Source organism: Microbacterium sp., assembly GCF_047972865.1.
Lineage (GTDB): Bacteria > Actinomycetota > Actinomycetes > Actinomycetales > Microbacteriaceae > Microbacterium.
Genome location: NZ_JBKEAY010000109.1, coordinates 18849 through 44516, shown reverse-complemented (window position 1 = coordinate 44516; position 25668 = coordinate 18849). Strand labels below are relative to the sequence as shown.

21 protein-coding genes and 1 pseudogene are annotated in these 25668 nt (G+C 70.9%); 11 read left to right on the top strand and 11 right to left on the bottom strand.

Annotated features, from left to right (window positions below):
• A pseudogene (locus ACK5KK_RS06825) lies at positions 1-245 on the top strand (TrkA family potassium uptake protein); the annotation flags it as partial.
• Between the two features lie 34 nt (positions 246-279).
• Here ACK5KK_RS06825 and ACK5KK_RS06820 read toward each other — a convergent pair.
• From ACK5KK_RS06820 to proC, 3 genes are all read right to left on the bottom strand, one after another.
• Complete coding sequence (locus ACK5KK_RS06820) at positions 280-975, bottom strand: potassium channel family protein (RefSeq protein ID WP_416889336.1); 696 nt, start codon at positions 973-975, stop codon at positions 280-282.
• Positions 968-2332, bottom strand: a complete 1365-nt coding sequence (locus ACK5KK_RS06815; RefSeq protein ID WP_416889335.1) for a TrkH family potassium uptake protein — start codon at positions 2330-2332, stop codon at positions 968-970. The genes ACK5KK_RS06820 and ACK5KK_RS06815 overlap by 8 nt, the downstream gene beginning before the upstream one ends.
• Positions 2333-2397: 65 nt before the next feature.
• Positions 2398-3228 carry a pyrroline-5-carboxylate reductase gene (proC, locus tag ACK5KK_RS06810; RefSeq protein WP_416889334.1) on the bottom strand — a complete coding sequence of 277 codons (831 nt, stop codon included), beginning with the start codon at positions 3226-3228 and terminating at the stop codon, positions 2398-2400.
• 141 nt (positions 3229-3369) lie between these two features.
• Here proC and ACK5KK_RS06805 point away from each other — a divergent pair, with 141 nt between their 5' ends.
• Positions 3370-4482, top strand: a complete 1113-nt coding sequence (locus ACK5KK_RS06805; protein ID WP_416889333.1) for an alpha/beta hydrolase — start codon at positions 3370-3372, stop codon at positions 4480-4482.
• A 12-nt stretch (positions 4483-4494) separates the two neighbouring features.
• Here the strand turns inward: ACK5KK_RS06805 and ACK5KK_RS06800 are convergent, their stop codons facing one another.
• Both ACK5KK_RS06800 and ACK5KK_RS06795 read right to left on the bottom strand, forming a co-directional pair.
• Entirely contained in the window at positions 4495-5412 is a 918-nt protein-coding gene (locus ACK5KK_RS06800) for a DUF808 domain-containing protein (protein ID WP_416889332.1), read from the bottom strand.
• A gap of 46 nt (positions 5413-5458) precedes the next feature.
• A complete protein-coding gene (locus ACK5KK_RS06795) occupies positions 5459-5929 on the bottom strand; it encodes a nucleoside deaminase (protein WP_416889338.1) in 471 nt (156 codons plus the stop codon).
• A gap of 35 nt (positions 5930-5964) precedes the next feature.
• Here ACK5KK_RS06795 and upp point away from each other — a divergent pair, with 35 nt between their 5' ends.
• Complete coding sequence (gene upp, locus ACK5KK_RS06790; RefSeq protein ID WP_416889331.1) at positions 5965-6597, top strand: uracil phosphoribosyltransferase; 633 nt, start codon at positions 5965-5967, stop codon at positions 6595-6597.
• 26 nt (positions 6598-6623) lie between these two features.
• Here the strand turns inward: upp and ACK5KK_RS06785 are convergent, their stop codons facing one another.
• Positions 6624-10091: a TM0106 family RecB-like putative nuclease gene (locus ACK5KK_RS06785; RefSeq protein ID WP_416889330.1), complete on the bottom strand. Its 3468-nt coding sequence runs from the start codon at positions 10089-10091 to the stop codon at positions 6624-6626.
• Between the two features lie 56 nt (positions 10092-10147).
• Between ACK5KK_RS06785 and ACK5KK_RS06780 the strand changes: the two genes are divergently transcribed.
• Positions 10148-12220, top strand: coding sequence for an NAD(+) synthase (locus ACK5KK_RS06780; protein ID WP_416889329.1), 2073 nt, complete (start codon positions 10148-10150; stop codon positions 12218-12220).
• A 12-nt stretch (positions 12221-12232) separates the two neighbouring features.
• Here the strand turns inward: ACK5KK_RS06780 and ACK5KK_RS06775 are convergent, their stop codons facing one another.
• On the bottom strand, positions 12233-12817 hold the full coding sequence (locus tag ACK5KK_RS06775) for a hypothetical protein (protein ID WP_416889328.1): 585 nt from the start codon (positions 12815-12817) through the stop codon (positions 12233-12235).
• Between the two features lie 87 nt (positions 12818-12904).
• Here ACK5KK_RS06775 and ACK5KK_RS06770 point away from each other — a divergent pair, with 87 nt between their 5' ends.
• On the top strand, positions 12905-13465 hold the full coding sequence (locus ACK5KK_RS06770) for a nucleoside phosphorylase (protein ID WP_416889327.1): 561 nt from the start codon (positions 12905-12907) through the stop codon (positions 13463-13465).
• 64 nt (positions 13466-13529) lie between these two features.
• On the opposite strand, the gene ACK5KK_RS06765 is transcribed toward ACK5KK_RS06770, so the two are convergent.
• Together ACK5KK_RS06765 and ACK5KK_RS06760 are read right to left on the bottom strand one after the other, a co-directional pair.
• Complete coding sequence (locus ACK5KK_RS06765) at positions 13530-13931, bottom strand: hypothetical protein (RefSeq protein WP_416889326.1); 402 nt, start codon at positions 13929-13931, stop codon at positions 13530-13532.
• A 135-nt stretch (positions 13932-14066) separates the two neighbouring features.
• Positions 14067-15173 carry a hypothetical protein gene (locus ACK5KK_RS06760; RefSeq protein WP_416889325.1) on the bottom strand — a complete coding sequence of 369 codons (1107 nt, stop codon included), beginning with the start codon at positions 15171-15173 and terminating at the stop codon, positions 14067-14069.
• Between the two features lie 89 nt (positions 15174-15262).
• Here ACK5KK_RS06760 and ACK5KK_RS06755 point away from each other — a divergent pair, with 89 nt between their 5' ends.
• The 3 genes from ACK5KK_RS06755 (at position 15263) to ACK5KK_RS06745 (ending at position 18596) form a co-directional block, all read left to right on the top strand.
• Positions 15263-16747, top strand: coding sequence for a sensor histidine kinase (locus ACK5KK_RS06755; protein WP_416889324.1), 1485 nt, complete (start codon positions 15263-15265; stop codon positions 16745-16747).
• Between the two features lie 4 nt (positions 16748-16751).
• The gene (locus ACK5KK_RS06750) at positions 16752-17414 is read left to right on the top strand and encodes a response regulator transcription factor (RefSeq protein ID WP_416889323.1); all 663 of its coding nucleotides are present in this window, start codon (positions 16752-16754) and stop codon (positions 17412-17414) included.
• A gap of 120 nt (positions 17415-17534) precedes the next feature.
• Entirely contained in the window at positions 17535-18596 is a 1062-nt protein-coding gene (locus ACK5KK_RS06745) for an alpha/beta hydrolase family esterase (RefSeq protein ID WP_416889322.1), read from the top strand.
• A gap of 76 nt (positions 18597-18672) precedes the next feature.
• On the opposite strand, the gene ACK5KK_RS06740 is transcribed toward ACK5KK_RS06745, so the two are convergent.
• Together ACK5KK_RS06740 and ACK5KK_RS06735 are read right to left on the bottom strand one after the other, a co-directional pair.
• Entirely contained in the window at positions 18673-21660 is a 2988-nt protein-coding gene (locus ACK5KK_RS06740; RefSeq protein ID WP_416889321.1) for an AAA family ATPase, read from the bottom strand.
• Positions 21657-22805, bottom strand: coding sequence for a metallophosphoesterase family protein (locus ACK5KK_RS06735; RefSeq protein ID WP_416889320.1), 1149 nt, complete (start codon positions 22803-22805; stop codon positions 21657-21659). Before ACK5KK_RS06735 ends, ACK5KK_RS06740 begins: the two co-directional genes overlap by 4 nt.
• Positions 22806-22975: 170 nt before the next feature.
• Here ACK5KK_RS06735 and ACK5KK_RS06730 point away from each other — a divergent pair, with 170 nt between their 5' ends.
• From ACK5KK_RS06730 to ACK5KK_RS06720, 3 genes are read left to right on the top strand one after another with little or no spacing between them, the layout of a single operon-like run.
• Positions 22976-23401 (top strand): hypothetical protein, encoded by a 426-nt coding sequence (locus ACK5KK_RS06730; RefSeq protein WP_416889319.1) that lies wholly within the window; start codon positions 22976-22978, stop codon positions 23399-23401.
• The gene (locus ACK5KK_RS06725) at positions 23398-24618 is read left to right on the top strand and encodes a sensor histidine kinase (RefSeq protein WP_416889318.1); all 1221 of its coding nucleotides are present in this window, start codon (positions 23398-23400) and stop codon (positions 24616-24618) included. The genes ACK5KK_RS06730 and ACK5KK_RS06725 overlap by 4 nt, the downstream gene beginning before the upstream one ends.
• Positions 24615-25313 (top strand): response regulator, encoded by a 699-nt coding sequence (locus ACK5KK_RS06720; RefSeq protein ID WP_416889317.1) that lies wholly within the window; start codon positions 24615-24617, stop codon positions 25311-25313. The genes ACK5KK_RS06725 and ACK5KK_RS06720 overlap by 4 nt, the downstream gene beginning before the upstream one ends.
• Positions 25314-25668: the final 355 nt, after the last annotated feature.

Sequence of the window (25668 nt, the reverse complement as noted above, 5' to 3'; positions counted from 1 at the left end):
TGGATTTCATCCGCTTCGACGACGACTTCGTGCTCGCCAAGATGTATCCGCCGAAGTTCATCCGCGGCGTGGGCCTGAACGAATCGGGTGTGCGCACGAAGTACAACGTGACGGTCGTGGGCGTGAAAAGTCCCGGCAAGCCGTTCCGCTACGCCGAGGCCGACACGATCGTCACCAACCACGACCTCATCATCGCCTCGGGCACGAACTCCGATATCGAGCGGTTCGCGGCCCTCGACCGCTGAGCCGGCCGCGGCACCGGGCGGCCGGGCGGGCGCGTCACAGCAGCTGCGCGAACCTCTCCACGCGCGCGGTGGTTCCGAGGATCAGGATGCGGTCACCCTCGTGCAGAACCGTCTCGTTGTCGGCGTTCTGCCACAGCCCCACGCTCGGCTTGAACGCGGCGATCGTGATGCCGTGGTCGCTGCGCAGGCTGGTGTCGCCGAGGCGCTTGCCCCACAGGTGCGACGGCGCGACGATCTTGGCGAGCGAATACCCATGCTCGACCTCGAGGTAGTCCATCGCCGCCCCCCGCACCAGGTGCGCCACCCGGCGCCCCATCTCGCGTTCCGGGTAGATGACGTGATGCACACCGAGCTGCTCCAGGATGAGGCCGTGCTGTTGATTCACCGCCTTGGCCCAGATGACGCGGACCTTCAGCTGCAGCAGGAGCGAGGCGGTGAGGATGGATGCCTGCACGTCGTCGCCAATGGCGATCACGACACGGTCGAACTCGTGCACGGACAGCTGACGGAGCACCTCCTCCCGCGTCGAGTCCGCGCGCACCACCTGCGTGAGCACGCCGTTGAACGACTGCACGAGCTCTTCGTCGCGGTCGATGCCGAGCACTTCGGTGCCGGAGGCCATGAGTTCCTCAGCCAGCGCTGCTCCGAATCGGCCGAGCCCGACGACCACAGCGGAGTCGGCCTCGGCGATGCGCCGGGACGTGTCGGCGAACAACGAGAACTTAACCAATGGCGGGCCTCTCTTTCGGGAATTCGTAGAGGATGCGGCGACGGCGCAGAGCCAGCGCGGAGCCGAGGGTGAGCGGCCCGAGCCGCCCGAGGAACATCAACAGCGCGAGGATCACGTCGGCCGCGGGCGGCAGATCGGGGGTGATGCCGGTGGACAACCCCACGGTGCCGAACGCGGAGACCGCTTCGAACAGCACCCGGTCGAAGTCGAGCCCGGTGATGACCATGAGCGCGATCACAGCGGTTATGATCGCGCCGATCGCCATCAGGACGACCGCGATCGCCTGTCGGTGCACCGCCCGTGAGAGGCGCTTGCCGAAGATGTTGACGGCTCCCTCGCCGCGCAGTTCGGTGAGCAGGATGAACAGCAGCACCGCGAACGTCGTCACCTTGATGCCGCCGGCGGTGCCGGCGGGGCCGCCGCCGATGAACATCAAGACGTCCATGCCGACCCATGTCTCGTCGTGCATCCGGCCGATGTCGACCGAGTTGAATCCGGCGGTGCGTACCTGCACGGCGTGGAAGAAGCCGATAAGCACCCGGCTCCACGGGTCTCGTTCGCCGAGAGTGTCCGGGTTCGACCATTCCAGCGCCGTGATGTACACGGTGCTCAACAGGAGAAGCGTCGCGGTCACCGACAGCACCAGCTTGGTGTTCATGGTCCAGTGCAGCGGACGACGCCATTCGCGCCGCAACTGGATGAGCACCGGGAATCCGAGTCCGCCGATGATGATCGAGGCACAAATCGGCAAGCAGATCCACGGGTCCGCCGCGAAGCGGATGAGGTTGTCGCTGTACAGTGCGAAACCAGCGTTGTTGAACGACGACACCGCGTGGAACAGGCCGTGCCAGGCCGCCTTCCCCGCGTCGTACCCGTATCCGGTGATCAAGCGCACGAACAGCAGCGCGGCAACCGTGAGTTCGACGAGCAGTGAGATCAGCAAGATGCTGCGCACCACGCGGCGCACGTCGTCGAATCCCACCGCGCGACTCTCGGCGGCGGTGTTGAGGCGGGCGCGCACGCTGACACGACGCGCAACGACCAGGCCGATCAGGGTGGCGCACACCATGATGCCCAGGCCCCCGGTCTGGATGAGCAGCATGATGACGACCTGCCCGAACGCACTCCAGTGCGTCTCGGTATCGAGCACCGTCAGCCCGGTGACGCAGACGCTGGAGGTGGCCGTGAACAGCGCATCGATGAACGACGTTCCACGCCCGTCGGCGGTCGAGATGGGGAGCAGAAGCAGCCCCGTGCCGACCGCGATGACGGCCGCGAAACCCGCCACGACCACCTGAGCGGGGTGGGGGCTGAGAATGCGGACACGCCGCGTGTTCACGACGTCACGAGTGGCCACGAATGAGAACACTACGCCGTTGCGGTGACCGCGCAACAGATTCCTTCCGCGGTGTCGCGCCCGGCTCAGCTGCCCTGGGCGAGCTCGCGGGCCCGGGCCAGCGCGGCATCGGCGGCGGCGGCGAACACGGCATCCAGCCCGGCACTGTGCAGCACCGCGATCGCGCGCTCGGTGGTGCCGCGAAGGCTCGTCACCCTGCGACGGAGCTCCGCGGGGTCTTCCCCCGTCGCCTCCAGCAGTGCCGTCGCCCCGATGAAGGTCTGCTCGGCCAGAAGGCGAGCCTGTTCCGTGTCGAAGCCCTGCGCGCGGGCGGCGGCGGTGAACTGCTCGATCAGCAGGAAGACGTAGGCCGGCCCCGACCCGGAGATCGTCGAGAGCGCGTCGATGCGTTCCTCGGGCACCTCGACGACCGCACCACACGTCTCGAACACGTCCCGCACGGCCGCCATCGCGCCCGCATCGGCGCGGGTTCCGGCGGCGATGCCGGTCACGCCCTTGCCGATGAGCGCGGGGGTGTTGGGCATGGAACGCACCACACGCACCCGGTCCGGGAGGATGCTCTCGAACGTGGCGATCGTGACACCGGCTGCGAGACTGACCACGATCGCATCCGGCTCCAGCTCGGCGGCGATCTCGCGCAGCAGATCGGGCACCATCGCCGGCTTCACCCCGATCAACACGATCTCAGCCCCGCGCACCGCGACGCGGTTGCCGTCGCGCGCGTCGGCAATCGCGATCGAGGAGACACCGATCAGTTCGGCCAGCTCCTGGCTCTTCTCCCGGCTGCGATTGGTCACGGTCACGTCAGTGGCACGACCCGAGTGGAGGATGCCGTGCAGCACCGCACCACCCATGGAGCCTGCGCCGAGGATCGCAATGGAGGAGAGAGAAGGCATCCGCTCATCCTACGGCCACGCCGGGTCGCATCGACCTTGGGCGATCGCCGCGCCGCTCCCCGGTTCTGTCCGGGCCGCGGCGTTATCATCGGAACGCGGCATCAGGCCATGTCGCGCCCAGGTACCACGGAGGCACCCCGAATGACCCTCTTCGACGGCATCAGCTCTCGTCGCGTCGATACGGCACGTCTGGGGGTCAGCGTGCTGGAGCGAACCGGCGACTCCCCGGCCACCCCGGCCGAGCGCACGGTCGTGCTCGTGCACGGCAACGTGTCGTCCTCGCTGTTCTGGCAGGAGCTCATGCAGGACCTCCCCGGCGACCTGCGGGTGATCGCGATCGACCTGCGCGGCTTCGGGGGCACCGAGACACGTCCCGTCGACGCGACCCGCGGTGTCCGCGACTTCAGCGACGACCTGCACGCGACGCTCGAGGCCCTCGGGATCGGCGCGGCGCACCTGGTGGGCTGGTCCATGGGCGGCGGCGTCGTGATGCAGTACGCCCTCGACCACCCCGTGCTCTCGCTCACACTGGAATCGCCCGTCTCACCGTACGGATTCGGCGGGACGCGCCGGGACGGTTCCCGTCTCACCGACGATGACGCCGGATGCGGCGGCGGCGGAGCCAACCCCGATTTCGTGCAGCGGCTGCGCGACGGCGACGCGTCGGCGGATGCGCCCACATCCCCCCGCGCCGTGTTCCGCAGCGGCTACGTCGCACCCGGGTACGCCACCGAGAACGAGGACATCTGGGTCGAGTCGATGCTGACGACCGCGACCGTCGACGGCAGTTACCCGGGCGACGGCGACGCCAGCGCGCACTGGCCGGGTTTCGCGGCCGGCACCACCGGGGTGCTCAACACGATGGCGCCCCGCTACTTCAACACGTCGGCGATCGTGGACCTCGACCCGAAGCCGCCGATCCTGTGGGTGCGCGGCACGGTCGACGCGATCGTATCGGATGCGTCGCTGTACGACCTCAATCACCTCGGTAAGCTCGAGGTGATCCCGGGGTGGCCTGGCGACGAGGTCGCCCCCCCTCAGGAGATGGTCACGCAGACCCGTGACGTGTTCAACCTCTACCGGGAACGCGGCGGCCAGGTCACCGAGATTGCGATGGAGGGCGTCGGCCACTCGCCGCACCTGGAGCGGCCCGCCGAGTTCCGGCGAGCGCTGCTGTCGGCGATCGGGTACATCGGGCTCGCGCAGCATCCGGCCCCACCCACCGAGGCCATCATCCTCAGCTCCTCCGACTGAGGCCGTCGCCCTTCAATTGTGGGCGACGGATGCCGGGGACTCGCCCCCCTCGGTGAAGCTCGGGCGACGCCCGAGCATCCGCCCGATCAGGAGCACGATACCGACGACCGCCAGACCCAGCGCGACTCCGGCGACCGCGGACACAAAGGTGTCGCCGAACCACGTGATGACGGGCCCCAGCGGCTCGAGCGCGTGCTCGACACCGTGGATCAGGTCGCCCAGGACCGTGACGCCGACCGTGGCGAGGTTGGCGAGGACGAGGTGTCCGCCGACCCACAGCATCGCCACGGTGCCGACGACGCTGATGACCCGGAAGACGGCGGGCATCGACCGCACGATGCGCGTCCCGGTGCGCCGCACGCTCTGATTCGGGCTCTTCGCCATGCCGAGCCCGATGTCGTCGAGTTTGACCAACAGCGCCACGGCGCCGTAGACCACACCGGTCATCACCAACCCGATGACGGCCAGCACGACGAGCGTCATCCAGATGCCCATGCCCTCGTCGAGGCTCGCGAGTGAGATCAGCATGATCTCGGTGGACAGGATCAGGTCGGTGCGGACGGCGCCGAGCACGAGCTTGCGTTCGTCGCGCGCGCTCTCCTGCTTCTCGTGGCCGAACCCGAACCACTCCAGTACCTTCTCGGCGCCTTCGAAGCACAGATATGCACCACCCGCGATCAGCAGGTAGGGCAGCACCCACGGGGCGAACGCGGTCAGCAGCAGCGCGATCGGGATGATGATGAGGAACTTGTTCGCCAGCGACCCGAGCGCGATCTTGCCGACCACGGGCAGCTCGCGCGCGGGCGTCAGACCCTGCACGTACTGCGGGGTGACCGCGGCGTCGTCGATGACGACGCCGGCCGTCTTGGCCGACGCTTTCAGCGCCGCACTGAGCACGTCGTCAACGACGGCGAGCAATCCGACCGACATGCGATCCTCCCCACATCTGGTCCGAGCTGTCAGCGTACCCGTTCGGTCACGGGCGACGACGCACGTCGAAGAAAGCACGCAGTTGCGCGACGGCATCCGCCTCGGCCACTCCCCCGACGACTTCGGCGCGGTGCGGCAACCGCCGGTCGCGCAGCACGTCGTAGACCGACCCAGCTGCCCCCGCCTTGTCGTCCCAGGCGCCGAACACGACCCGATCCACCCGCGCCTGCAGGATCGCACCCGCGCACATGAGGCACGGCTCCAGTGTCACCACGAGCGTGCAGTGCTCCAGGTTCCACGATCCCCGAGCTCGCGCGGCCGCCCGCAGCGCGAGCACCTCGGCGTGCGCGAACGGATCGGCGTCGACCTCGCGCCGGTTCGCGCCCTCGCCGACGATCCGACCGGCCAGGTCGGTCACGACGGCACCCACGGGGATGTCGCCATGCGCGGCGGCGATGGCAGCCAGTTCCCGTGCACGGGTCATTGCCACCACGTCGGTTTCTCGGGCGGGCAGCATCACGGCACCAGGCTACGCCCCGGTACCCTGTGAGCATGCACGTGCACGTGGCAGATCACCCCCTCATCACCCACAAACTCACCGTCCTGCGCGACCGGTCCACGCCCTCGCCGGTGTTCCGTCAACTCACCGAAGAGCTCATGACCCTGCTGGCCTACGAGGCGACCCGGAACGTCCGCGTCGAGGAGGTCGACGTCACGACCCCGGTCACCACGACGACGGGGCTGAAGATCAGCGAACCGCGCCCGCTCGTCGTCCCGATCCTGCGGGCCGGCCTCGGCATGCTGGAGGGAATGGTCAAGCTATTGCCGACCGCCGAGGTCGGCTTTCTGGGCATGGTCCGCAACGAACAGACCCTGCAACCGACGTCGTACGCCGAACGCCTCCCGGCCGACCTCAGCGACCGGCAGTGCTTCGCGCTGGACCCGATGCTCGCCACCGGCGGCTCGCTGGGCGCGGCCATCGAGTTCCTGTTCGCGCGCGGCGCGCAGGACGTGACGGCGATCTGCATCCTCGCGGCCACCGAAGGGCTCGCGGCGATCGAGCGGCAGGTCGGCGACCGCGCTGTGACACTCGTGATCGGTGCGGTGGACGAAAGCCTCAACGACCAGGGCTACATCGTCCCCGGTCTCGGCGACGCCGGCGACCGCCTGTACGGCACCGTCTGACCTCGTCGGCATCCCCCGCGAGGCGATCACTGCTCCGTCGTCACGAGCCGGGCGAACGCGCTAAGGCGGGCGACCCCGTCCGGCGTGCGGGGCAGGTCATCGAGCAGACCGGGACTGTACACGAGGTACGCCGTGTGCATCGCGCGCGACACCGCGACGTTGATCCGATTCTGCAGCAGCAGGAACTCCAGCCCTCGCGGCGCGTCGCGCCCCGACGACGCCGCGAGCGACACGATCGACACCACCGCCTCCTGGCCCTGGAATCGGTCGACCGTCCCGACCGGAACGTCCGCGAACCCGGCATCCGCGAGCGCTGCCTCGACCAGCACCTGCTGCGCGTTGTACGGCGTGACGACGATGATGTCGGATGGCCGCAGCGGCCGCACCCGATCGCCGTCGCGCCACTGATGGCCGAGCAGCTCGCGCACCAGTTCCACGACCCGGGCCGCCTCCTCGGGGGACTGGGTGGCGTTGCCGGTGTGCGCGACCGGCACCGGGACGAGCCCCGGCGTGACACCGACCAGCACCCGCTCCGCCGTCGACGGGTGGGCGGCCAGGCGCCCCTCGTAGGAGAGGTGCGACACCGCCGCCGCGACCTCTGGACGCATGCGCCGCGTCTGGGCGAGGAAGTAACCGCGGGCGGGGTCGATGACGGCCGCGCCGTCCATGACCCAGCCGAGTGCGGACGCGTCGACGGGTTCGGGGTGGGTTCCTTGGCTCACCTGCGGGAGCTGCTGCGGGTCGCCAAGCAGCAGCAGACGGGCTGCGGCGACCGACACGGCGATCGCGGACGCCAACGAGAACTGTCCGGCTTCATCGATGACCAGGAGGTCGAGTCCGCCCCGCGCGATCCGGCCGGGGTGCGAGAAGTCCCACGCTGTGCCGCCGACCACGAACCCCGACGGTTGCGCGGCGACGAACTCCGCCATGCCGTTCTTGGCGATCGTCGTGAACGGTTCGTCACCGGTGGCAGCGCCCTTCGGGGCCTTCGCGACTTGCGCCGGCGGCACCCCTGCGTCGATGACACGGGCGAGCAGGTTCTCGACCACGGCGTGCGACTGCGCGACGACGCCGACTCGGAACCCCTGCTCGCGCACGAGGCGCGCGATCACATGGGAACCGACATAGGTCTTGCCTGTGCCCGGCGGTCCCTGCACGGCGAGGTAGCTGCGGTCCAGGCGCACCAGCGTCGCCGCGATGTCGGCGGAGTCGTCGCGTCCTGACCGCAGCGGTTCGGCCACCCGCGGTGGCCGGCGCCACAACAGGTCGGTGGCAGGGTCGGCCGGAGAATCGGGGGCGGTCGCGATGACCGCATCGGCCCACTCGTCGATCGCGGCCTGCTGCGCACCCGCCTGCGGCGGCGCCCCCGGCGTCAGCGCGAGCGGCATCGCGGCCCACGTCGCCCCCTGGACGGCGAACTCCGCGACGACGGCGCCGTCGTCGAGTGTGTCGACGACCTTGACGGTGCGCGGCGCGTGAATCGTCCGGGGGTGGGCGTTGAGCGGGAACGGTGCGGGCACCTCGTACAGCGCGAACACCTCGGTGCCCGCCCGCAGCTGGGTTCCCGGGGCCGGGTGGCCGCGCAGCTCGAGGATGCGGCGCGATGCCCGAGCCCCGTCGGGCACGTGCCAGTCGGTACGCACCAGGCTTCGGGCGGGGTCGATCACGACCACATCGCGGGTGTCCTCCCAGATCGACACCGGCTCCCGGAGGCGCAGGTAGTGCGAAGCCCAGAACGTCTTCGCCTCGCGCGGGTAGTAGTCGATCGCCGCGGCGCCCAGCCGGAGCGCCTGCGCGACGGTCTCGTCGGTCGCCTCCGCCGCCAGGTGGTTCAGGGTCTCGGCGCGATGCGACGGCTCGTAGGTCGCCTCCGGCATCTCCGGGTCGAGCGAGGGTCGCAACCCCGCCTCACGCGCCCGCTCTACGAGCCAGTCGCGCAACCGCCGGGTGGAGACGCAGTCGTCGCGGTTGTAGTCGGCGAGGTCACGCAGAATCCCGTCCGCCGCCGCGGTGTCGCCCGCATCACGCAACGCTCGGGCCTCGACGTACTTCACGATCGAGTCGTCGCCGCGCTGCACGTCGCTCGTGCGTACCTGCGCGCCCATGTAGAGCGGTTCGAGCTTCTTGATCGAGTACGAGCGCGACCCCACCCGCAGCGCCCGCCGCACGATCGGGTACAGGTCGACGAACACGCCGTCGGCCAGCATCCGGTCGACATCGGCTTCGCGCACGCCGTAACGGGCCGCCATCGCCAGCAGATGGCTCGGCTCGTACGGCGCGTAGTGGTAGATGTGCATGCCAGGGTGCTCGCGCCGACGCGCCGCCACCAGGTCGAGGAAACGTTCGAGCGCGCCACGTTCCTCGTCGAACGAGTGCGCCCACAGTGCGGAGTACTGGTCACGGGTGTCGACCCAGCCGAACAGGTAGTCGATCCCCCACTGCACGGCAGCCCCTTCCGTGTAGAGCGGGTCGCCTTCGAAATCGAAGAACAGATCGCCGTGGTCCGGCCGCGGCAGCGCGGCGATGGCCGTCGGCAGCACGACCTCGTAGGTCGGCACCGGCGCCACCTCCCCGATCGGTTCGGTGACCCCGCCGGCGGGACTGTCCAGCTGCAACCGCGCCTGCGTGCGCAGGCTGGCGAACGTGTCCGCCGACATCTGCGGCGGCGCCTCGGTCGCGGCGGCCAGGTCGTCGACGGTACGGATGCCGCACGCCCGCAACCGCTGCCGCTGCACCGGGCGCATTCCGGCGACCAGCAACAGGTCGCGGTGCGCGATCACGTCGAGGTCGCACGTGGCGCACCGCCCGCACGCGACCACACGCAGATCCCCTCGCTCATCACCCCACGCCAGCGGCGCCCCGGCCACGCCCGCGGGCAGATCGCGGTCCGCGATGAGCGCGCGCAACCGTGCCCGCCGCAGCCGGTACACCGGGGTCAGATCGCGCAGCAGGTGGGAAGAGACGGTGCCGTCGCCGAGCAGCAGCTCCACCCGGTCGGAGGAGGGGACGCCGAGGCGATCCAGCTGATCGGCATATGCCGCCAGCTGCATGAGCGCGGTCACCCGTGCGTGGCGGGCGAGCTTGGTGTCCTGCACCACCCACCGGTCGTCGACGTCGCGCACGAGGAAGTCGGCGAACCCCACGAACTCGTCCGTCGCGAACGCCGCCTGGTAGATCACCCGCGCATCCGACCGGAGCGCGCGTTGGGTCTGCGCGACCGCGTCGGCCAGCGCGCCGGCATCCGACGAGCGCGTCGCCGGGATCACCACGACACCGTCCGGGTCGACGCGCTGATAGGCGGCCAGCACCCGCTCCTCGTGCTGGATGCCGAGCCGTCCGGCCCGCTCCAGGGTGAGGTCCTCGGGGTCGGGCACCTCGGCGACGCGGCCGAGCTTCGCGTCGATCGCACGCATCCAGGCGTACTCGCACTCCGCGGCCGCCTTGAGGTCGCTGGCGCTCCAGACGAGCCGGCCTTCGTCTTCGATGTATCGCATGCTGCCCTTCCCGCAACGACGATAGCCCCGGGTGCGGACAGTGCCAGACTGGTGACATGAGTGTGCCCTTCGAGAACGCCTACCGGCACGGCTTCGCGCGCATCGCCGCCTGCACGATTCCGGTCTCGATCGCCGACCCGCACGCGAACGCCGCCACGGTGGTCGAGACGGCTCGCGAATGCCACGACGAGGGCGTCGCCGTCGCGGTGTTCCCCGAACTGTGCCTGACCGGCTACGCCATCGACGACCTGGTCATGCAGGACGCGGTCCTCGACGCGACCGTCGCGGCCATCGAGCACCTCGCGGCGGCCTCCGCCGACCTGCTGCCGGTGATCGTCGTCGGCGCACCGCTGCGCCACCGCAACCGGCTGTACAACTGCGCCGTGGTCATCCACCGCGGCGCCGTGCTGGGCGTGGCGCCGAAGTCGTTCCTGCCGACCTACCGCGAGTTCTACGAGCGGCGCTGGTACGCGGCGGGCGAGGCCGACGACGGCGAACCGATCCGGGTGGGAGCGTTCCGCGTTCCGTTCGGCAACGGCCTGCTGTTCGCCGCGCGCGACGTGCCGGGCCTCGTCGTGCACGCGGAGGTCTGCGAAGACCTCTGGATCCCGATCCCGCCGTCGTCACGGGCGGCGCTGGCGGGGGCGACCGTGCTGCTGAACCTCTCCGGCAGCCCCATCACGATCGCGCGCGCCGTCGACCGCCGCGACCTCGTCAAGGCCCAGTCGCTGCGCGGACTCGCCGCATACGCCTACGCCGCCTCCGGGGAGGGCGAATCGAGCACCGACCTGTCCTGGGACGGGCAGACGATGATCTACGAGACCGGCAACCTGCTGGCCGAGACCGAGCGCTTCCCTCACGGTTCCCGGCGCAGCGTCGCCGACGTCGACCTGGACCGGATCCGCCAGAACCGGCTCCGTCAGGGAACGTTCGACGACTCGCGTCTGGCCGAGACCCGCCGCGGGGCGACCACGATCGAGTTCGACCTGGCGCCGCCCACCGGCGACATCGGTCTGCGACGGCAGGTGGACCGGTTCCCGTTCGTCCCCGATGACCCGGCGCGCCTCGATCAGGACTGCTACGAGGCCTTCAACATCCAGGTGGCGGGACTGGCGCAGCGGATGCGGTCGATCGGTGACCCGAAGCCGGTCATCGGTCTGTCCGGCGGCCTGGACTCCACGCACGCCCTGCTCGTGGTCGCCAGCGCGATGGACCGGATGGGCCGTCCGCGCAGCGACATCCTCACCTACACCATGCCGGGGTTCGCCACGAGCGACCACACCAAGTCGAACGCGCTCGCGCTGGCGGCCGCTGTCGGGGCCTCGATGGAGACGATCGACATCCGCCCGACGGCCACGAGCATCCTGGAGGGAATCGGCCACCCGTTCGCGAACGGGGAGGCGGTGTACGACGTCACGTTCGAGAACGTGCAAGCCGGGGTGCGCACCGACTACCTGTTCCGGCTCGCGAACGACCGCGGCGGGATCGTCATCGGCACCTCCGACATGTCCGAGCTCGCCCTCGGGTGGGCCACGTACGGCGTGGGCGACCACATGAGCCACTACGCCGTGAACGCAGGCGTGCCCAAGACCCTGATTCAGCACCTGATCCGCTGGGTCATCGCCCACAGCGGCGACACCGAGTCCGGCACCAGGCTGGACGCGCAGGCCAAGACCGTGCTGCAATCGGTGCTCGACACCGAGATCAGTCCCGAGCTGGTGCCCGCCGGCCAAGACGGCAAAGCGCAGTCCACCGAGGACACGATCGGCCCCTACGCCCTCCACGACTTCGCGCTCGCGCACATCCTGCGCCACGGCGCGCGGCCCTCGAAGATCGCCTTCCTCGCCCAGCACGCCTGGGCTGACCCCCGCGCCGGCCAATGGCCACCCGGGTTCCCCGAGGCCGACCGGTTCGGGTACGACCTCGCCGAGATCACGCGCTGGCTGCAGGTGTTCCTGAAGCGGTTCTTCGGGTTCGCGCAGTTCAAGCGTTCGGCGATCCCCAATGGCCCGAAGGTGGCTGCGGCCGGTTCGCTGTCGCCGCGCGGCGACTGGCGCGCGCCCTCCGACGGCAACCCGGCTGCCTGGCTCGCCGAACTCCGCGCGGCCCTGCCCGACCTCGTGGACTGAGCCGCGCCGCGATCAGGCGGCGGGTGGGATGCCGAGGGCGATACTGATCAGCCATCCGTCGCGGGAGGCATCCGTCAGCGAGTACTGCTGTTTGCGATCCGGGATCCAGCCCTTGTTCCGCCCCGAGTCCAGGCGTACGTTCTCGGCGGCGACCCGCGCCGAGCGACCGTCGGCCTCGAGCACCGCCTGCACGCGCGTCCAGTGCTGCACGAGATCGGCGGTGTCGTTCAGGTCGAGCAGGTGGGAGTGGCGTTTCATCTGCCGCAGATCGGCCTCGTCGGGATCGCTGTCGCGCAGGTCGATCCCGACGCGGAGCTGCGGGTCGCAGATGGCGACCACGGTGGCGGCCCGGAAGCTCGCGGTGATGATCGCGATCGGCAGTTCCTGTCCGTTCCGCGAGGCGATCAACCGGGTGTGATAACCGAAACCGCGCGGGTCTTCGCGGTCGACCTGCACCTCGTGCGGTTCGCAGCCGAGCCGCTCACCGATGAGCTCCTTCGCGATGAGGCGGCGCCGGTCGTGCACCGAGGTGCCCGGATCCCAGCCCAGCCGAGCCCGCACCCCGTCCGGACTATCCAGCAACTCCGTCTTCAACATGATGCACCTCCGGATCGATCTTGTCCCCATCATGGCCCACGCGGCACAGTGTCGCAGCGGGGTCGGCGCTCCTGCGAGGATGGAACGGTGAAGCTTCTCGTCGCCGCGCTGGACTCCGAATTGGTCGCGTTCCCCGATCCGCTCCCCGGATTCGATCGCCTCGTGACGGGGCCGGGCAAGCTGCAGGCCGCCTACGCGTTGACGCGCGCGCTGGAGACCGGCAGATACGACGAGATCGTCGTGGTGGGCACGGCCGGCTCCGTCGACGCGTCGCTGCCGCGCGCCGTCCACGAGGTGTCCGAGGCCCTGCAGCACGACGTGACCGACATCGACGGCGTCGTGGGGCAGCATATCTCCCTCCCGGCGCGCGTGCACACGAGCATCCCGGGCGGCGTGACGATCGCCACCGGCGACAGCTTCGTCGATGATGCCGCCGTCACCGCCCGCATCCGCTCTCTCGGGGCGGTGCTCGTCGACATGGAGACCTACGTCTACATCTGGGTGGCCCGCCAGCGGGGCGTTCCGGTGCGCGTGCTCAAGGCCGTCTCCGACGACGCCGAGGATGACGCGATCACCGACTGGCGGGCCGCCGTGACCGCGTGCAGCGGGCAACTGCGGGAGCGGATGCGCGAGCTCTACGGCGTGTGACCAGGGCTCGGTCGCCGGGCGGATCGCCCGCGGAGACCTGCGACGTGGGGCCGGGCACCGGGGGTCACGCGGAGGGCGCGGAGACGATCGTCGGCGGTGTCACCGGGTCGTCATGAACCGAGTCGTCGTCGGCGTTGTCGTCATCGGTGGCGTCGTCGTACTCGTCGTCGTCGGAGTTCCCGGGGGCGACCGTGTCGACGGAGTCGGCCGGCTCGGCGGGGGTGATCGCGGTCAGCTGGGCGGGTGTGGCAGCGGTGACCAGCTCGACCGCCGATCCCGTCACGCGCAACTGCACGGTCGGCTGCTCCAGGACATCGCCCTGGGGCCCGGAGATGGCACCGCCCGGGAGCACCTGATCGTCGGCGGTGCGCAGGTCCATGGCGGCGGCCGCGGCGGCGGCACCGCCGGCGACGATGCCGAGTCCGATCGCGCCGGTGACGGAATAGGCGATCCACGTGCGACTCATGTCTTCTCCTCGGTGCGGCATGCGCGGCACAGTCACCGCGTTGTCTCCAGCATGACCGACCGGGCTAAAACGATCCAAAGCCAAGGATGAGAGACCTCTTATCCCCGCCGCACCCGCTGCCCCACCGGCCCCACCTCAGCGGCGACCCGGGTCAGCGGCGAACGGCTCCGCGCCATCCACCAGCGCGCGCGCGTGCGCGATCAGCCCCTGCTGGCGTACCGCGTCGTCGGCGGAGACGGCATGCCCCAGCAGGTGCGCGGCGGTCAGCTCCGCGACCTGCGGCTGGCTCCCCCACCGCGCCCACGCCGCGCGGACGAGCGCGCGGGCACGTTCCGCCGCTGCGGGACGCGTCGTCAGAGCCTCGCTCGCGACGAGATGGCCGACGAATGCCGCCGAGTCATCGGCGCCGTCGCCCACCCCAGCGGTATCGATGTCGATCAGGCCGGTGACATCCCCGCCGCCGAGGAACAGCTGCCCGAGGTGAAGATCACCGTGGATCGTCTCCGCCTGCCGCCCGGGCCCGGCCTGCGCGATCGCCTCGGCCGTCGCCGTCACGGTCGCCGCCAGGTCGGGCCGCGCACGACGGAGCAGGTCGGCGTACCAGGCCGCCCGCGCACGCAGCGACGTGCGCGCCGGATCGGCGAGCGGAGCACCGCTGAGTCTCGCGCGCAGGCGGTCGACGGCATCCAGCACCTCTTCCGGATCCGCTCCGGACTCGATCGCCGGCGTCCCGGATGCCGGGTCGAGCACGAGCAGCCCGTCCCGTGACCACCCCCGCACCGCCGGCACCGGCAGACCGTGGTCCCGCAGCCGCGCGTGGACGGTCACGAGGTGTTCCACCCGGTGGGGGCGCACGACCTTGACCCAGACGGTGCCGCCGTCGACCGGCACGCGCAGCACGGCGCGGCGGCCGGGACGGTAGCCGACGAGCTGCGGCGAGCCCACACCGCGGATGCCGAGTCTGCCCAGCAGAATCGCGGTCGCGTGACCGAACGCCGCTGGCGCCAGTGCGGGCAGGTGCGGGTCGGCGGGATGCAGCCACAGCCGCCCCTCGCCGACGGCCACCCACCCGGTTTCGGCGGGGACCGGTAGCCCCGATGTGTCGGCGTAGACGATCGTCTCGTCCGGGAGCCGGAACCCCGTGACGGTGCCCGCGCCGAGCGGTTCCTGGCTCAGTCGCCGCAGTGCCCCGGCATCCACCTCGAACGCGTCGGCGACGAGCACGGCGGGGGTGTCGGGCATCCTTCGATTTCAGCACGCCGGCGGCCCGGACGGGATGAGAGCTCTCTTAGTCTCGGGCGGGAGCCGCCGCTCGCGGAGATACTGGAGGGATGCACCCCCCACAGCCGCGTAGGTGGCGGTGGCATTCCCCCACCGTCCGTACCCGCATCGTCGCCGCGATCACCGCGGTCGCCGCGTTGGCGCTGATCGCGGTCGGCGTGTCGGCGTACTTCGTGGAACGCGCGCGTGTGCTGGACAGCATCGACGACCGCCTGGAGGCCAATCTGGCCTCGGCGCGTCACATCGTCGCTGCCGGCGACGGGGACAGCGGGACGTGGCCGGGGGCGGATGCCGCGCTGGAGGCCGTGGTGCAGCGGATGAGCCCGGACGACCACACCGGAGCGCTCGGCATCATCGACGGACGTGCGGTGTTGGTACCCGGTGTCCCGCTCGACGTCGACCTGCGTTCGTCGCCCGGTTTCGCGAGTTTCGCGGCGGATGCCGTCGTCGGCGGCGAACCGGTGATCGGGACGTATTCGGACGGGGAGCTGATCTGGCGGTACCTCGCTGCGCCGATCGCGGTGGCGGGGGGCGCCGACGCGGTGCCGGTCGTGTTCGCCATGGCCTACGACGTGCGCAGCGAGCTCGCCGAGATCAACGATGCCGCCCGCGCCTACCTCATCTCGGCCGCCATCGCTCTGGTGGTGATCGCCGCCGTCGCGGGGGTGGTCTCGACGCGGCTGCTGCGCCCGCTGCGCGAGATGCGCAAGACGGCGCAGCGGGTCACCGCGCGATCGCTGTCCGAACGTCTGCCGGTCACCGGCCGCGACGACGTGTCCGACCTGGCGGCCACGATGAACGCGATGCTCGACCGACTCGACGCGGCGCTTGACTCACAGCGCCGTCTGCTCAGCGATGTCGGACACGAGTTGAAGACGCCGTTGACGATCGTGCACGGCCATCTGGAGGTGATGGATGCCGATGACCCGGCGGACGTCGAGGAGTCGCGCGCCCTGGCGATCGACGAACTGGATCGCATGAGCAAGCTGGTGAGCGAGCTCGCCGCCGCGGCGGCCCTGCACGGCAGCGCGCCGATTACGCGGCGGGAGGTGGATGCCGGCGACCTGGTGCGCAGCGTCATCCGGAAAGCGGAGGGAATCGTCGGCGCCGAGGTCACGCCGCGCGCGGTCGCCGACGTGGTCTCGTCGATCGATCCGGAACGCCTCACGCAGGCGATGCTGCAACTGGTGCAGAACGCGGTCACTCACGGCGGCGGACGGGTCGACATCGGGAGCACCGTCGAGGGCGAGTCGCTCGTGCTGACGGTGCGCGACCACGGCGCCGGGGTTCCCGATTCGGAGAAGGAGCGGGTGTTCGAGCGATTCCATCGCGGTGACCCGGACACGAGCGGCAGCGGGCTCGGGCTGAACATCGTGCAGATGATCGCCCGGGCTCACGGCGGGGAGGCGATCGTGCGTGATGTCCCCGGGGGTGGTGCGGCGTTCGAGTTGCGCCTTGCGCACGCCGTGGTGCCGGCAGCGGGCTGGCAGGCGGATGCCGTCGACGCGGTCGCCGTGACGGCGGGGAGGGGGTGAGACGATGGCGTCGATTCTGATCGCCGAGGATGAAGCACGCATCTCGCGATTCATCGAGAAGGGCCTGCGGGCGGCCGGGTTCGCGACGCAGGTGACCGGGAACGGTTCCGAAGCGCTGGCGTTGGCGCAGACCGATGAGTTCGATCTGCTGCTGCTGGACGTGAACCTCCCCGGCATGGACGGCTTCGCGGTGCTCGAGGCGCTGCGGGGCACCGGCTCGCGCCTGCCGATCATCATTCTGACCGCCCGTGTCGAGGTGCAGGACACGGTCGCCGGGCTGGAGGGCGGTGCCGACGACTATCTGGGCAAGCCGTTCCGTTTCGACGAGCTGCTCGCCCGTATCCGGCTGCGGATGCGGCGCGACGAGGCCGGGACCGAGTCGACGGTGCTGCAGCACGGCCCGCTGTCGCTGGACATCCGCACCCGGCAGGCGCGGGTGGGCGACCACGCCGTGGAACTGTCGGCGCGAGAGTTCGCGCTGGCCGAGGAGTTCATCCGCAACGCCGGTCAGGTGCTGAGCCGGGAGCAGCTTCTCAGCCGTGTCTGGGGGTACGACTTCGACCCGGGGTCCAACGTCGCCGACGTGTACGTCGGCTACCTGCGCCACAAACTCGGATCGAACCTCATCGAGACCGTCCGCGGCGTCGGCTACCGACTGTCGGGCTGAGCGGAGATCGCGACCGGATCCGCCGCCGCCGGGCCGTCCAGGCACACCGGAGGCGAGCCGGTAGCCTGGCTTAGGCGCGACCACGGCGGTCGCGCGTCACCTGTGATCGAAGGAGTTCACATGTCCCGACCCCACACGCCGCGACGAGCGCTGCGCACCGGTTTCACCGTGGCCGCCGCGATGGCTTTGGCCCTCGTAGGCGCGGTTGTCTCAGCACCGTCCGCAGCGGAAGCCACGCCGATGCGCCCCAGCGATCGCGGTTGCGTAAGGACTCTCCCCGTCGGAACCTCCACGATGGCGGTCTCGTTCGGGAGCCAGTCCTACGACGTGATCGTGCACGTCCCGAAAGCACCGAAACGCAAGAGTCTGCCGCTGGTCGTCGACCTCCACGGTTCCAACGCCAACGGGGGGATGCAGGCCCAGATCTCCGACCTCGCCGCCATCGCGGACAAAGAGCGCTTCATCACCGTGAACCCGACCGGTGCCATCGCGTTCGAACACACCTTGCCGGGCGGCAACTGGGCCTGGAACGTCCCCGGTGTGCCGCTGACCTCCGGGACCTACCCGCCGGAGGGATCGCGCGATGACGTCGCCTTCCTTCGTGCCGTCGTGGAGCAGGTCGACGCCGCAGGCTGTGTCAACGACCGCAGGGTCTACGCCACCGGGTTCTCCGGCGGCGGGCGGATGGCCTCGGCGCTGGCGTGCGAGGCATCCGATGTCTTCGCGGCCATCGCACCGGTGGCCGGTCTGCGTGCCGGAACCCCGAACGTCGAAGACCTCACCGGCCCGGTGCCCGGCAGCTGCGACCCCGAATACCCGGTCGCGGTGGCGACGTTCCACGGCGACGCCGATTTCGTCAACCCCTACCTGGGCAATGAGGATCCGCGGTGGGGATACACCGTCATGACCGCGGCCGAAGAGTGGGCCGACCTCAACGGGTGCCGGGTCGGCCCCCGGCAGTCGCAATACAGCGATGAGGTCACCGCGCTGGCCTGGAAGGGGTGCGACAAACGCGCCGATGTCGTCCTGTACGAGGTCGCCGGCGGTGGCCACACCTGGCCGGGGACCTCGGTGGACCTGAGCTTCCTCGGCTACACCACGCAGGAGATCTCCGCGTCACAGGCGATGTGGGACTTCTTCTCCGCCCACCCGCGCATCGGCGCGCTCCCTCGGAACCACTGAGCGTTCTGCTCCGCACGGCCGTCGGGACTCGGTCCCGGCGGCCGTGCCGCGTCGGGGCCCGGCTGGCAACCCCGGCTCATGCCGCGCCGCCGTGGGCGACGACCTCCTGAGTGATGCTGCTGGCGCCGCCGGCGACGGTGGAAACGGACACCGGGGCCGGGATCTGCTCCTTCATCGACTCGACGTGGCTGATCACCCCGACCGTGCGACCGCCGGCACGCAGTTCGTCGAGGGTGCGCATCGCGAGGTCGAGGGTCTCGGGATCGAGCGACCCGAACCCTTCGTCGATGAAGAGGGTGTCGAGGCGGATGCCGCCGGCACGCGACGTGACCACCTCGGCCAGCCCGAGAGCGAGCGCGAGCGAGGCGAGGAAGGTCTCACCCCCGGACAGGGACTGCGGGGGCCGGCGGCGGCCGGTATGGGCGTCGAGCACCTCGATGCCCAGGCCCGATGCCGCACCGCGCGCAGCGAGCGCGTCGGAGTGGTGCAGCGAATAGCGCCCGGCGGACATGTCCGACAGGCGCAGATTGGCCGCCGCGACGATCTCTTCGAGTTCGGCGGCGAGAACGAACGTCTCCAGGTCCATCTTCTTGGTGTTCGGCGGGCGGCCGGCGACCGTGTCGGCGAGGCGGATGACCGCCGCCGCCTCCTGCCCGACGCCGTCGGCGGCCCCGGCCGCGTCATCGATGCGCTGAACCAGGGTGCGCAGAGCGGCCGCGGTGTGCTCGGCGGAGTGCTGCGCGGACACCGCGGTCTCACGCGCCGTCTCGGCCGCCGTGCGCGCATCCGCCGCCGCGGCGACGTCCACCCGGTCGGCATCGAACCCGGTGACCGCGAGTTCCAGTTCGAGCAACCGCGCCTTGGCCGCCGCCAGATGCTCGGCGTGGGCGGAGACCCGCTCCCGCAACCGGGCACGTTCGTCCTCCTCGAGGAGCGCGGCGACGACGGCCGCTGCGTCGGCGAAGGCCGACGGCTGCAGGCGGGTGGCGAGGTCGTCCTCGGCGAGGTCGAGAGCACGCTGCGACTCGGCCTCGCGGTCGGCCGCGGCGGTGAGCCGCCGGGCGAGGTCGCGCATCGCCGTGGACTGGGCGACGCGTTCGGCCACGGTGGCGTGCTCGCCGCGCGCCTCGTCGACGGCGGCTCGGGCGGCGGACACCGTCGCGGCCAGCGCTGCCCGCTCTTCCCGGGCCGCGGCGAGGATCTCAGCGCGCTTCTCGTCCTCCGCCGCCGCGCGGGAGGCGAGCTCGTCCACCTCGGCGAGGTGCCGCTCCAGGTCGGCCGCGCGAGCGGTCGCTGCCTGCGCGGTACCGAGATCGGCGTCTAGGCGGGCGCGATCGCGGTCGAGCTCCTCGACCGACGCCCCACCGGACGCGGCGGCGGCATCGGCGGCATCGTCTCGGGCGGTGCGCGCCGCCGCGGCGGCGTCCTTCTCCCGCGACGCTGCAACGTCACGGGCGCGCTCCGCGTCGGCGAGGTCGTCGTCGGTGACGGGATCGGGGTGCGCGGCGGCGGGGCGAGGGTGCGCCGTCGCGCCGCACACGGCGCACGGTTCTCCCGCGACGAGCGAGGTCGCGAGCTCGCCGGCATATCCGGCCAGTCGCCGCTGCAACAGCGTCGTGACCGCAGTCGATGCCGCGACCGCCGCAGCGACCGCGTCGGTGTGCCGGGCCTGCGCCGTCTCGGCCGCGGCAGCCAGCGCACTCGCCCGTTCGGACGCGCCCCGCTGCGCGGACAGTCGCTCCCGTTCGGCGCGGAGGGCGTCGCAGGGTGCGGCCGCGGCGAGGGCCTGCTGACGCTCGGCGTCGAGTCGTTCGCGCTGCTGCGGGAACGCGGCGCGCTGCTCGGCAGCGCTCGCGCGTTGCGCCTCGATCTCCGCGATCGCGGTCTCCTGCCGGGCGAGGTGCGCTTCGCGCGCGGGAAGCGCCGCCTCTCGGGCGAGGACAGCCTCCCACACGGCGATCTGGCCGGCGAGGCGCTCGTCGACCTCGACGGGATCGGCACCGGCCTCAGCGGCATCCCACTGGAGACGCAACGTCTGCGCGGCCCGCACGGCACTCGCGCGGTCGGACTCGGCGCGAGCCGCCGTCTCGACCGGGGCGCGGAGCACCTCGGCGGCGTCGGCGGCGGCAGCCCGCGACCGGTCGGCGTCGATCCGGTCGGTCTGGGCGCTCAGGTCGGCGAGCGCGGCGCGGTGACGCTCGAGGTCGGTGAGCGTCTGCGCCTGCGCGAGCGCCGTCTGGTGCCCGGCGATTGCCCGGCTCGCCGTCTCGGCGGCGCGCCGGGCCTCGTCCGTCGCTGTCTCGGCGCGGTACGCGGCGCGACGTTCGGCCCGTTCGATGGCGTGTCGTCGTTCGGTGAGGTCCTCGCCCGGCTCGTCGTCGCCGCCGAGGGCCGCTGCCGCCATGGCGTGTTCGGCTTCGTCGAACAGCGTGCGCACGCGCTCACCGGCGCGGTCGACCGCGCGCGCGGCATCGCGCTTGCGCGCCTCGAACTCGTCGCGGTAGCGCTCGAACCGGCGCGTTCCGAAGAGGGTGCGAAGCAGCGCCTGCCGTTCGACGTTGCTGGCGAGCAGAAACCGCGAGAACTTGTTCTGCGCCAGCAGGATCACCTGCTGGAACTGCTGCGCGTTGACGCCGAGGATGCCGTCGAGCAGCTCGCCCGCCTCGCGGGCCCGCGCCGCCCGCCCCACCCACTGGCCGTCGACGAACTCGGCAACCTCGACGTGCGCGGGTTCGACGGTGGTACCGCCGCCGCGCTTGGCGGGCCGCTCGTAATCGGGCGACCGCGTCACCCGCCACCGACTGTCACCGACCGTGAACTCCACGCGCACCTCGGTCGGGTCCTCGAGCCCGCAGTGATCGCTGCGCAACCGCCGCTCCCCGCCGTCGTACCGGGGCACGGAGCCGTACAGCGCGAAGCTCACGCCGTCGAGGATGCTGGATTTCCCCGCTCCCGTGCGCCCCGCGATCAGGAAGACCCCGTCGGCGTCGAATGCGTCGAAGTCGACCAGCTGTCGCTCACGGAACGGTCCGAACCCGGTGAGTTCGAGTCGGTGCAGCTTCACGCCAGCGCCTCGGCGCGCACGTGTTGTTCGAGCACCTCGTCCAGCAGCACGCCTTCGCGGGCGTCGGCGCCTTCGCCGTCGCGCACGTGCCGCAGGAACGCGTCGATCACGTCCCGGTCGGTGCGCGCGTCGCGCACACGTGCGGCATAGGTTCCGCCCGCGGTCCGGGTTGCAACGGCAGGCGTGTGTGCCACGGTCGCGCAGTGCGCAAACCGGTCCTGCAGGCGGCGCAACGGGTCGCGCTGCGGCAGGGCGTCGGTATACCGTGCGTTGACCCACGCGTCTTCGTCCGCATCGAACGCCGCGTCGGTGAGCAGGTCGTCCAGCGGCGCGGTCAGCGTGACGAGCCGCCGGGGCACCGGCAGGTCGAGCCACGTTGCTCCGGCGAACCCGTCGGCATCGAGATCCACCAGCCACGCTCCGCGCGGCTTGGCCGCCTCACCGAAGCTGTAGTGCAGCGGCGCGCCCGCGTAGCGCACGTTCTCGGCCAGCGTCTGGCGGCCGTGGATGTGGCCGAGCGCCGCGTAGTCGACGCCGTCGAACGTCGACAGCGGCACGACGTCGAGTCCGCCCTGCTGGATGTCGCGTTCGAGGTGCGGTGTGGCCGCGACCCCGGCGGCGAAGCAGTGGGCGACGGCGATCGAGCGCCCGCCGCGCCGGGCGAGATCGGCGCGCACGCGGTCCATCGCGTGGCCCAGCGCGGCCGCCTGCGTACGGACGTCTGCCCAGCGGTGGCGAACCAGCGCGGGCTCCAGATACGGGATGCCGTAGATCTGCACCGGCCCGTCGGCGTCGCTCACAGTGATCGGTGTGCCGATGCCGTCCGGGTCGGTGACGACGTGGACGCCGTCGCGCAGCAGACCGGCCTGGAACCCGAGCCGTGCGGCGGAGTCGTGGTTGCCGCTGGTGACCACGACAGTCGGCCCCGTGTCGGCGAGGCCGCGCAGTGTGTCGCTGAGCAACGTGTACCCCGCTGCCGACGGGGTCGACGAGTCGAAGATGTCGCCGGCGACGATGACGACATCGACCTCATGCTCGCGCACCTGCGCGGTGAGGGCGTGCAGCACCCCCCGCAGCGCATCGAGCGTGGCGTAGCCGTGGAAGGTACGGCCGATGTGCCAGTCGGAGGTGTGCAGAATGCGCATGCAGAACACGCTAGGTGGGACCTCCGACATCGCCCTCGCACCGCTGCGGCGAGTGCCGGATCGCGCTCTCGCGGCCCCTCAGGTCCGCGCGCGTCGGTACCATCGACGATGTAGGGCGAATACCGTCATCGGATGACGACGGCACCGCCGTGCAGGGGAACCCTGGGAGCATGGCATCTGAATCGAAAGTCACCGCCGAGACCTATCGTGCGGCAGTCGCCCAGGCCGAGACCGTTCCCGTTCACGGGCTGACACCCGACGGCTCGCTGGGGCGGCTCGTCGCCACCGGCCACATCGTCACCGCACAGGCCGCGATCATCACGGTGGACATGCTGCCGTTCCCGCTGGTCCTGGACATATCCCACCTTCGCGACCGGTGCGACGGGGGGCGCAAGCTCGACGATGGCACCGTCGTGGTCGACGTCGTCACGGTCCACGTCGCTCGGCAGCCCTCGACCGACCTCGGGCTGGGCTCCGCCCTCGCGCTCGAAATAGCAGACCCCGTACTCCCGGTGCCGTCGGAGCTGACGTACGCGGGTCGGCCGATGTGGTGCTGGGTCTTTCCCATGATGCATGCCTGTAGACCCCGCCCATGATCCGCTGGACCGTCACACTCGTCGCGTGCATCGCCGGTCTCGGTCTCGAGTACGCGGTGCGGGGAGCAGAACCCGCTGCGCTACGGTGGGGCGGATCGGTGCCGGCGGCGGTGTTCGCCGGCGTCGCGGCCATCGGGCTGGCGACAGCGGCCCTGAGCTGGCTGCATCCGTGGGTCGGGTTCGCGGCCACCTGCGCCGTCTCACTGCTCATCGGGTGGGCGACACCCGGGTGGGAGCCGTTCGCGGGCATTCTGATCGCCCTGTTCATCCTGGCGCGCTGCCTTGACGCCCGGTCTGCCTGGATCGCGCTGCCGGTGGCGGCCGTGCCCTTGTCGCTGAACGCGTGGAACGCCGCGGGCTGGTACGGCGAGCTGACACCCGTGTCCTTTCTCGTCCCTTTGGCCATCTGGTGGCTGCTGGCCGCGGCCGTGTGGGCTGCGGGGCGGTGGGCACACCGCTATCTACACAGGGTCGAAGTCCTCGAGCTGTCGCTCGACGAGATCGAAGCGCGAGCCCGAGAGACCGAGCGACACGCGATCGCGCGTGATCTGCACGACATCGTCGCGCACGCCGTGTCGGCGATCACACTCCAGGCCGCCGGCGCGAAGGCTCTCGCCAACGCCGAGCGGCCCGCGCCGGGCAGCCGTGCCGCGCGTGTGGCTGCGGCGCTCGCAACGATCGAGGACACCGGCGCGCAGGCCGTCCGCGAACTCCATCGACTCGTCCGCACGATGCGCGGCGCGGAGGTGGCCCGCGGCGGTGACCCCGAACGACTCAACGGACTGTCCGACATCGAGCCGCTGCTCGAACGCACGCGCGGTGGCGGGGTCGGTGTCACACTCACGCAGTACGGCTCGCCGCGTCCGCTCGACCCGAGCGTGGATGTGGCGGCCTATCGGTGCGTGCAGGAGTCGCTGACCAACGCGATGAAACACGCCGGCCCCGGCAGCACGGTCGCCATCGAGGTCACCTGGCGGGCGGAGAACCTCACGATCGACATTCTGAGCGGTCCGACGCCGTCGTCGCGTGACCACGACGCGCCTCCGGGCAGCCGCTTGGGACTCATCGGACTGTCGGAACGCATGCGGGCACTGGGCGGCGACCTGACCGTTGCAGTTCAATCGGACGGATTCCGCACCACCGCCACCCTCCCCGCGCCCCGCAACAGCGCGACCCGTGGCACACCGTCCGCCAGACCGGTCGCGAGCCAGTCATGACGGCCTCCGCAGCGACGGTGCGCGTACTCATCGTCGACGACCACGAGATCGTCCGCAACGGTCTGCACATGCTGCTCGATGCCGCCGACGGCATGGAGGTGGTCAGCCACGCTGCGAACGGTCGACAAGCGATCCACGAGGCCGAGATGGCCCGTCCCGATGTCATCCTCATGGACCTCCGGATGCCGGAGGTGGATGGTGTCGCCGCCACCGCCGCCATCACCCGCCATCATGACGAGATCGCAGTCCTGGCGCTCACGACCTTCGACGACGCGTCACTCGTCTACGACGCGCTGCGCGCCGGCGCAAGCGGCTACCTTCTGAAGCAGTCCGCCGCCTCCGAACTGATCGCGGCGATCCGACACGTCCATTCCGGCGGGGCCTGGCTCGACCCCCTCGTCGCCGCGAAAGTGGTCAACGTGCTGCGCGGACAGTTCACTCAGGCCGGCGACGGCGTCAACGTCATCACCTCGGTGCTGACGCCGCGTGAACAGCACGTCCTTTTTCTCGTCGCACAGGGAATGTCCAACAGCGAGATCAGCGAAGCCCTCGTGATCTCGGAGGCGACCGTGAAAACGCATGTCGCGCGCACCCTGATGAAGACCGGTTCGCGGGACCGCGCCGCGGTGGTCGCGCTGGCGTGGAAGAGCGGGTTCGTCCATGCCGAGCAGGACGCCCCGCGCGGCGACGGGTGACATCCCGCACGGGGTGGGGCCGGGTCGCTCTCCCAGCCCCACCCCGGCTCTGCGAACCCCCGCGCCGCAGAGTACGTGTGCCCTTCCCGGTCAGGGGATGACGTAGCAGAACCCCTCGCCGGGGAAGCACGGGATCGGATCAAAGATCGGCGGGCGCGGAGTCGGCGGACCCGGCTGAGGCGGGCGCGGAGTCGGCGGACCCGGCTGAGGCGGGCGTGGGTCCAGCTCAGGCGGACACCCGTTGCTCAGTGGGCAGATGTACCGTGTCGGCTCGCTCTGTGCGGCAGGCGCCGCCTGCGCGTACGCGGCCGGGGCGGTGAGGGCTCCCGCCGCCACGGCACACGCCACGACGGCA

Excerpts from the sequence above, each read along its gene's own strand:
- proC (WP_416889334.1), bottom strand. The coding sequence starts at position 3,228 with ATGCCTTCTCTCTCCTCCATTGCGATCCTCGGCGCAGGCTCCATGGGT.
- ACK5KK_RS06805 (WP_416889333.1), top strand. The coding sequence starts at position 3,370 with ATGACCCTCTTCGACGGCATCAGCTCTCGTCGCGTCGATACGGCACGT.
- ACK5KK_RS06800 (WP_416889332.1), bottom strand. The coding sequence starts at position 5,412 with ATGTCGGTCGGATTGCTCGCCGTCGTTGACGACGTGCTCAGTGCGGCG.
- ACK5KK_RS06795 (WP_416889338.1), bottom strand. The coding sequence starts at position 5,929 with ATGCTGCCCGCCCGAGAAACCGACGTGGTGGCAATGACCCGTGCACGG.
- upp (WP_416889331.1), top strand. The coding sequence starts at position 5,965 with ATGCACGTGCACGTGGCAGATCACCCCCTCATCACCCACAAACTCACC.
- ACK5KK_RS06785 (WP_416889330.1), bottom strand. The coding sequence starts at position 10,091 with ATGCGATACATCGAAGACGAAGGCCGGCTCGTCTGGAGCGCCAGCGAC.
- ACK5KK_RS06780 (WP_416889329.1), top strand. The coding sequence starts at position 10,148 with ATGAGTGTGCCCTTCGAGAACGCCTACCGGCACGGCTTCGCGCGCATC.
- ACK5KK_RS06775 (WP_416889328.1), bottom strand. The coding sequence starts at position 12,817 with ATGTTGAAGACGGAGTTGCTGGATAGTCCGGACGGGGTGCGGGCTCGG.
- ACK5KK_RS06765 (WP_416889326.1), bottom strand. The coding sequence starts at position 13,931 with ATGAGTCGCACGTGGATCGCCTATTCCGTCACCGGCGCGATCGGACTC.
- ACK5KK_RS06760 (WP_416889325.1), bottom strand. The coding sequence starts at position 15,173 with ATGCCCGACACCCCCGCCGTGCTCGTCGCCGACGCGTTCGAGGTGGAT.
- ACK5KK_RS06755 (WP_416889324.1), top strand. The coding sequence starts at position 15,263 with ATGCACCCCCCACAGCCGCGTAGGTGGCGGTGGCATTCCCCCACCGTC.
- ACK5KK_RS06750 (WP_416889323.1), top strand. The coding sequence starts at position 16,752 with ATGGCGTCGATTCTGATCGCCGAGGATGAAGCACGCATCTCGCGATTC.
- ACK5KK_RS06745 (WP_416889322.1), top strand. The coding sequence starts at position 17,535 with ATGTCCCGACCCCACACGCCGCGACGAGCGCTGCGCACCGGTTTCACC.
- ACK5KK_RS06735 (WP_416889320.1), bottom strand. The coding sequence starts at position 22,805 with ATGCGCATTCTGCACACCTCCGACTGGCACATCGGCCGTACCTTCCAC.
- ACK5KK_RS06730 (WP_416889319.1), top strand. The coding sequence starts at position 22,976 with ATGGCATCTGAATCGAAAGTCACCGCCGAGACCTATCGTGCGGCAGTC.
- ACK5KK_RS06725 (WP_416889318.1), top strand. The coding sequence starts at position 23,398 with ATGATCCGCTGGACCGTCACACTCGTCGCGTGCATCGCCGGTCTCGGT.
- ACK5KK_RS06720 (WP_416889317.1), top strand. The coding sequence starts at position 24,615 with ATGACGGCCTCCGCAGCGACGGTGCGCGTACTCATCGTCGACGACCAC.